The organism is Mesorhizobium sp. M7A.F.Ca.CA.002.15.2.1, from assembly GCF_003998715.1.
GTDB lineage: Bacteria > Pseudomonadota > Alphaproteobacteria > Rhizobiales > Rhizobiaceae > Mesorhizobium > Mesorhizobium ciceri.
In genome coordinates this window covers 1-4627 of record NZ_RZPI01000459.1, presented here as the reverse complement: position 1 = coordinate 4627, position 4627 = coordinate 1, and the positions used below count along the sequence as shown (strand labels likewise).

Sequence of the window (4627 nt, the reverse complement as noted above, 5' to 3'; positions counted from 1 at the left end):
ATCCACTTCTGGTCGCTGTCGGTGGAGGAGCAGTTCTATCTGGCCTGGCCGGCGCTGCTTCTGCTGGCCGCCTGGCTGCGGCCGGGCCGGCGAACGGCCGCAGCCATGATCGGCGTGGTCGGCCTCGCCTCCTTCGCCGCCTGCCTGTGGCTGACCAGCGCGGCGCCGGCCTGGGCCTTCTATTTCTCGCCGCTGCGCGCCTGGGAGTTCGCTGCCGGCGGCCTGGCGACGCTGGTCCCCATGGCTTTGCTGCAGCACCGCATCTGGCTGCGGCCAGCCCTTGGCTGGCTCGGCCTGGCGCTGATTGCGACCGCCTATCGCCTGTTGAGCGAGGACCTGCCCTTCCCCGGCTGGTATGCACTGCTGCCGGTTGCCGGCACCGTGCTGGTGCTGCTGAGCGGCGGCTGCGGGGAACAGACCAACGGGCGGACCGACCGGCACGTCCTTGGCCCGGCCACCGCTTTGTCGCTGCCGCCCTTGCAATGGATCGGCACGCTCTCCTATTCGCTCTATCTCTGGCACTGGCCGGTCATCGTCTACGCCGGGATGCTGACGCCCGATCTTACGGTGCCGCAGCGGCTGGGCTGCGGCGTGCTGGCGCTGGCGCTGTCGGTGCTCACCTATCACCTCATCGAGAACCCGGCACGACGCGGCGCCTGGCTGACGGTGGGCGCTCGCGCGCTCGCACCCGCGCTGGCGCTGACCGGTGCCGGCGTGGCGGTCGCCTACGCCAATGCGCATCTGGCCACGCGCAACATCGGTCCCGAGCAGCGCGGCATCGAGCAGGCGGCCGAAAGACCTTCCATCGCGCGGGCCGTCGACAAGAACTGCCTGGCCGACTTCCAAACGGTGACGCCGAAACCCTGCACATTCGGCCCGGCCGATGCCACCCGCACCATCGTGCTGTTTGGCGATTCGCACGCCGACCACTGGTCGACGCCGCTGATCGAAGCAGCCAGGCGCAACGACACCAAGGTGGTCACCTACCTCAAATCATCGTGCCGCGCCTCGCGGCTCTCCACCTTCAACACGGTGCTGAAGCGCGACTACACCGAATGCGACGCCTGGCGCGAGCAGGCCATATCAGAGATCATCCGCCGCAAGCCGCGCCTGGTGGTGATCTCCGAATTTTCCATCGGCAATCTGACCCGCGATCTGCCCGCCGCCGAACGCACCGCCGAAGTGGCGCGCTGGCAGGCCGGCCTGCGCTCGACCTTGCAGGCCTTCAGCCGGGCCGGTGTCGAGACGGCAGTCATCCGCGACACGCCGATCAACGCCAGCTTCGCCGGCTCCTGCGTGGCGCGCACCCTGTGGTGGCGCGAGGCACCCTCGCCGCACTGCGACACGCCAAGGGCCGAAGCCGCCAACGACAGCACCGCCGCCACCGAGCGCGCCGTGGTGACCAGCGTGCCCGACACCCGCTACATCGACCTCACCAACCAATTCTGCGGCCCGACCTCCTGCCACGTCGTCATATCAGGCAAGCTGGCGTTTCGTGACAGGCACCATCTGGCGACGGGCTTTGCCGAGACACTGGCGGGGCCATTGGAGAGGGCCTTGTTTTAGGCGCCTGGGCATCTGCGCCCCGGTCTGTATTGTTCGTCACATCTTACGAATCTGTGGAACGAGGCTGCAACTCGGCAGTTATATATTAGCCTAACCTTGAAAAGGAGGCAGCTATGAAAAAGCTCCTGCTTGTTTCGGTTATCGCCATTGCTTCGGCGGCGGCGATGATCGCCCCCGCCGACGCCCGCAGCCGTATCAGTATCGGCATTGGCGGCTATGCAGACGACTATTACGGCGACGATTATTACAATGGTTACGACTATGGCGATCGCTACTATCGCCCTTATTACCAGTACGACGCCTATGACAACGGCTACAGGCCGCGCTATTACCACCGTCACCACCGTTGCCACATCGCACTGGTCAAGCATTGGCGCCATCACCACAGGATCGTCGAGGAAATCCGCGTCTGCCGATGATCTGATCCTGTGAAAAATGATCCGGCCGGCGCCGCCGGCCGGATATTTGCGCCGCTCACCCCACCCGCCTCCTCATCATCATCCCGTAATGCACTGCCAACAAATCCAGCCCCACCTTCAGCAGCTTCGTCACCACGTTCCGGCCCTCGCCGGTCTGCTCGGACAGGCGCTTGAGGGAACCGTCCGCGCAGCAGACTTGTCGTACCACGGCGGCCACCTCCCAATGGCCTAGCGCTCTTGTGGCGGCGGCATAGGCCCTGCCGGCGTCGAGAACGCTGTCGGCGATGCCGCCGCCCTCGCGGCCGCCGTCGATGCGCTCGGTCCAGCGCATCGGCTTGACATCAGCCTGCTGACTGCAGCGGAAATCCTCGCGGTAGCGCAGGCCTGCCTCGCGCTGCTGGCGCGACAGCGAAGTGATGCCGACGAGCGCATCGATGGCGCGCAGCCGCACGATGCCGCCGGTCGCGGCGTAGCCGTCATTCGACACTTCGTAGACACGCGCAGCCTCCAGCGTGCCCGCTGCCAGCCGCTTGCGGCCGAGGGCGTCATCCCTGAGCGCGAAATCATGGCCGATCTCGCGGCGTATGCGCACCTGCTCGGCCTCGCCCTTCGGCAATTTCGGCGCCTGCGGTTTTGCGGGTCTGGTCTTTTTGCTCATGGGAGGCTCCTGGTTGGGATGGTGGTGGGAGGCCGGCACGTGGCGATCCTTCGCGCGCCCTCGGCCCTGCCGGGCATCTTCCCACGCGGTGGCAGAGCGGAGCGGAGCGCTGCTCGGTTGGCCTTCAATGAACCGGAGGTCGTCGCCTCTTCGCCGCCGCGCCAGCATCCCTGTCGTCCGGCATCCAGGCTGATGGAACCGGCGCGAGCTTTCGACGTTATGTCGCGTCCATGCCAAGGGGAGGTTCGCCGATGACAGCCTTCATGCCGGTTACCGTGCGCTTTTGCGACAACAAAACCATGCTGGTCAGTTCGGTGGCCGGAGCCGCCGAGGCACTGCGCCACCAATGGCCCGACAAGACAGCGCCTGGCTATCTCGAGGCTTCCCGGCTGGTTACGCTCGCCGTGGACGGCATCTGCTGCCAGCGCATCGCGTTCGACGCCTTCACCAGGGCGGCCAAGCAGCAGAACATCCTGGTCGACAGGCCCAAAAGCCGCGCCCATGACTGGCTGGATGCGGTGGCTAGCCCGTGAGGAGCGGGCGCCGCCCGAAAAATTGATGCAACCGGCCCCCAGCGGGGCGCGTTTATGGGTGCGGTAGCTGGAGCCGCGCGCAAAGCGAAGGTGAACGCCGTGGGTACGATGAAAACCGGAGTGCCGCTCAAAGTGCGGGTGGAAGATGAGATCGAAGAGATCGACAGCGTCAGCGAAGCCGCCGATTTTCTCCAGCGCTGGCCGCTGGAGCGGCGTGGCCATGTCTACCGCAGCGCGTTGAACGCCTGCAGCGCGGCGATTGCCGCCCAGATTTCCGAAGCCGACGCCATGAAGGTGTTTACCGGCTTTGCCCGGGTGACCGGCATATTGGTCGGCGAGGGCAACCCGGCGGTAGCGATGGACGCAAGGAGCATGCAGAGCCGCACGCCCAAGCAAGGCGGGCAGATGCCGAAATAGGGCTTTGCTTCTTTCTCCCCGTTTACGGGGGTGAGGTGTGATCCGCGCAGCGGACGAAAAGCCAATTGCTTGGCTTTTCGAACAGCGAACGCCCGGCAGGGCAATGAGGGGCGGCGCCAGCGCTTCGGTAAGTGGCATCTGAATCGGATGCTTGAATTTCATGTCAGCTTCCATCCTGCCTCGTCAGCGCTGCCCCTCATTGCCCTGCCGGCACCTTCTCCCCGTGAACGGGGGAGAAGAGATCAAACCTCACCCCGTCGCAACAAATACGCGGCGCTGGAAGCGCGCCTGGTGGTAGGTACAATAGCTTTTCAGCGCCCCGGTGCGCATGCCGCAGCACAGCATGTCGGCGCCTGGGCGGCTGCCTGGCGCCCCCTCTTCGGCAATAGAAATGTCCGGATCCCCCTCCACCGTCAGATCCAGCGGCGCACGGCAGCGTGAAAACAGGCAATCGATGAAGCGCATCGCCACGCCATGCGGCTGCCGGCCGATGGCCGCGCGCGGCGGCGCCGGCGCCTCCAGGCGATAGGCCACGCCGTCGGCGATCAGCACGCCCACCTCGCGCACGAACGAATGCGCGCGCCTGGGCCGGGCCACTTCACGCGCATGGATGTCCTTGGCGGCAAGCACGCCCTCCATCTTGCCGACGACAGGCGTCGCTTTCGCCGACGCGCCACTCGCCCGCTTGCTTCCAGCGCGCTTGCCCACGGCCTGCCTGGATCGCGGCGGCGGCCCCTTGCCATTGGCAAAGCCGATCGCGCCGAGCATGGCGTTGCGGTGCACGATGCCGATGATGGCGTCGCGCGACACCGGACTGCCGCGCAACGCGCTGAACGCGACTGCAATCCTGGAGGCTGAGAACCCATCCTTCAGCCAGCGGGCGATCTCGTGCAATTCCGCGTCGCTATAGCTTGCCATATCCAGCTCCATCCAAAGTTCGGCCGCGCGCCGTCGGGCAGCGTCAAGGTTCGACCCGGTCGCCAGGCCGCAGTCAGGTTGCTTTTCAAGAGCCGGCTCTCAGCCGGCCAGCCTCA

At 66.0% G+C, this 4627-nt stretch carries 6 protein-coding genes; 4 read left to right on the top strand and 2 right to left on the bottom strand.

Annotation, left to right across the window (positions count from 1 at the left end):
* Window positions 1-1566, top strand: a 1566-nt coding sequence (locus tag ENZ74_RS22625) for an acyltransferase family protein (protein ID WP_164761139.1), incomplete at its 5' end; no start/stop codon positions are given.
* A 113-nt stretch (window positions 1567-1679) separates the two neighbouring features.
* Complete coding sequence (locus ENZ74_RS22620) at window positions 1680-1985, top strand: hypothetical protein (protein WP_027160843.1); 306 nt, start codon at window positions 1680-1682, stop codon at window positions 1983-1985.
* A 55-nt stretch (window positions 1986-2040) separates the two neighbouring features.
* On the opposite strand, the gene ENZ74_RS22615 is transcribed toward ENZ74_RS22620, so the two are convergent.
* Window positions 2041-2643, bottom strand: coding sequence for a DUF6456 domain-containing protein (locus ENZ74_RS22615; protein WP_063168642.1), 603 nt, complete (start codon window positions 2641-2643; stop codon window positions 2041-2043).
* A 251-nt stretch (window positions 2644-2894) separates the two neighbouring features.
* On the opposite strand from ENZ74_RS22615, the gene ENZ74_RS22610 reads away from it, so the two are divergent.
* Together ENZ74_RS22610 and ENZ74_RS22605 are read left to right on the top strand one after the other, a co-directional pair.
* On the top strand, window positions 2895-3176 hold the full coding sequence (locus tag ENZ74_RS22610) for a DUF982 domain-containing protein (protein ID WP_013530587.1): 282 nt from the start codon (window positions 2895-2897) through the stop codon (window positions 3174-3176).
* Window positions 3177-3284: 108 nt separating this feature from the next.
* Window positions 3285-3593, top strand: coding sequence for a DUF982 domain-containing protein (locus ENZ74_RS22605; RefSeq protein WP_063170292.1), 309 nt, complete (start codon window positions 3285-3287; stop codon window positions 3591-3593).
* Window positions 3594-3842: 249 nt separating this feature from the next.
* Here ENZ74_RS22605 and ENZ74_RS22600 read toward each other — a convergent pair whose 3' ends face one another.
* Complete coding sequence (locus ENZ74_RS22600; RefSeq protein ID WP_063170293.1) at window positions 3843-4511, bottom strand: GcrA cell cycle regulator; 669 nt, start codon at window positions 4509-4511, stop codon at window positions 3843-3845.
* Window positions 4512-4627: the final 116 nt, after the last annotated feature.